Here is a 2452-nt window from a genome sequence, read left to right on the forward strand (position 1 = left end):
ATTTCTTCTTTCTTTTTATTTTTTTTCTTTGTCAAAAAATGGGTGTCCTCTTTTTACTTTTCTTTTTACTTTTTATCTTCCTCTTTTTATCCTCTTTTTATCCCCTTTTTATTCCTTTCCAGATTTTACTAACGAGGCAAAAAACTTTCTCACCGTGCAACTTTTATCATTTTTTTTGTCTAAATAGCAAAACAGGTTTTACAGATCTTTTATAGTCTTCTCTTTAACGAATCAAAAGTTCAACCAATAAAAAGACTGCTCAAAGTGGCGAACAACAATTAAGTACTTTAGTACAAAAAAGAAGCAAAGCATTTTTTAACAGGACTATCAATATGCACATGTTGAAAATTTTCACACCCGGACCTGTAAGCATGGGTTATCAGCAATTGCCCCATGAAGACGTCTGTGATGCTTCTACAGAGCCGAAAACCAGCAGTTCATCAGTTTCCCTGGCTGCCTTTGCACACCATACTCACTCGTTGTCTATTAATCCATCTCAAGGTCTGACCTGCCAAACCCCTGTTGGTAATCGTGCGATTGAGCCGGAAACTGAGCCTCTTTGGCCAAACAATTACATCACGAAAGCCTGGACGAAAGCTCATGGTCAAACCGGAAAAAAAACAAAAGCAGACAGTAAACAAGCTACTAAAGACCTCCACGATGCACTCATTTTCACTGAGAATCCGGAGGATCTGACCAATGATGACATCCTCGGCCTGATTGAAAAAGGAGCAAATATCAACGCGAAAACCAAATACTATGGCAAAGAGACAGCTCTACATTTAGCCGCTTTACGTGACAGTAAAAGAATAATTGAATTGCTTGTTAACAAGGGTGCTGACGTTAACGCCAAAACTTCTTATGGCTGGACAGTCATGCAGTGTGCTCACAAGAATGGATCCATTACGCCCCTGATCCGCTGTATGGTAAATGCCGGGCTCAAGATTGATGCGAGGTGTGATAATTGCGGTTCAACAATGCTTGCTCATGCGGCCAGGGAGCATAGCTGGGAGCTTGTGGAATTTTTATTGGGTAAAGGTGCCAGGGTTAACGCTGAGATAAATATCAGGGGAACGGCACTCCACCTTGCAGTTCGTGAGGGGCGGCAAGATGTCATTAAGATGTTGATGCTAAAGAGAAAGGCTAACCCCGGTTTACCAAGTATACGTGGGCGTTCAGCTATCCATTATGCTGTGATGGACAGAGGTTTTGCAGATTTGCCCACTTCGGAAAATCTGGCACATCGACAAAGCATCCTTGTCGAACTGATTGAAAGCAAAAAAGTGGACATCAATGCCCGGGATGAACGTGGAATAACAGCACTACACATCGCAGCGAGTGGAGGCAATATAGTAATGATTCCGGAACTGCTGAAGCGAGGGGCTGATTTCAACCTTCTGGATAAAGACAATATGACAGCTTATGACTATTGCAATAGGCAGAAAGCCTGTCTGTTAATGGCAGAACATAATGCTGATGTGCGAGGAGTCGATTTGAGGAAAGCAGAAGCAGCCGACCAGAAACACACTGCAAGCGGGTTTGTGCATAAAGTGAAAGCCTTTTTCAAGTCTGAACGAAATCGCTGAGAAGCCCTTATTTTCAGCGGTGCGGATGATATCAGAATGGTCGAAGTTTGAGCCCGAAGGGGCATTTTCCAGAATAATAACAGTGTTATTACAACTACACAGCAGATGTCGTCATGTTTAATGCAAAGTCAGATGTTATTAACCACTCTGTTACAGACTCCTGTTTCAGCTGTTTACCTGGCACCGGGGAAGCTGACATCGCCAATGATCTAATTCCGGTATCAGGCGCAATAAAAACTCACGCTTTATCTTCAAATCGAAAGTGCAAAATTTCCGGGATTGATTCCACGTTTACTTCTTCTGGCAGCACCGGCCAAAAAATCACTGAAACGTTTACACCGCCACTAAAAAACAGGCGCTTTACCGAACCGCAGCTGACCGTTGATTCCCCGACTATTCCAAATCGGAAATTGTTAGGTGGAAAAGGGATGTTCCTGATCCTGATGAAGAACGCAGGATTAACTGTCCCGCCATTTCGCTGCATTGAGACAAGCATCGTGCAGAACCTTGAGGCGCTTCCATTCGATGCCAGCCCATTCCTGGCCATGCTGGATGATGGCCATGAGTTTCCCCATACAACGGCCAGTCTGGTGAATATAAGGCAGTGGATTACCCAAATGGCACCAGCAGGCAATCCATCGGGCAAGCCAACAACAAGACAACAGCGCTGGCTCGATGCGCTTTCTTCGTTTATTGCTGGCGCGGACTTTTATCAGCAAATAAGCGCTCTGACCATTGCCGACACCATACGGGATATTTATAAGGATTTGCACACCAGCCTGACTAAGCCCGATAGTCCGATTATCGTGCGCAGCTCCGGCGTGGCTGAGGACGCCTTTGGTAACGCCCAGGCCGGCAAGTACCAG

2 protein-coding genes are annotated in these 2452 nt (G+C 44.7%); both read left to right on the top strand.

Annotated features, from left to right (window positions below; all coding sequences use genetic code 11):
* The first annotated feature begins 332 nt into the window (after positions 1-332).
* Positions 333-1586: an ankyrin repeat domain-containing protein gene (locus ACO6V1_RS23410; protein ID WP_422468935.1), complete on the top strand. Its 1254-nt coding sequence runs from the start codon at positions 333-335 to the stop codon at positions 1584-1586.
* Positions 1587-1699: 113 nt separating this feature from the next.
* The coding region (locus tag ACO6V1_RS23415) for a hypothetical protein (RefSeq protein ID WP_422468937.1) at positions 1700-2452 on the top strand (753 nt) is incomplete at its 3' end.

The organism is Endozoicomonas sp. ALC013, assembly GCF_049310205.1.
In the GTDB taxonomy this organism is placed as follows: Bacteria; Pseudomonadota; Gammaproteobacteria; order Pseudomonadales; family Endozoicomonadaceae; genus Endozoicomonas.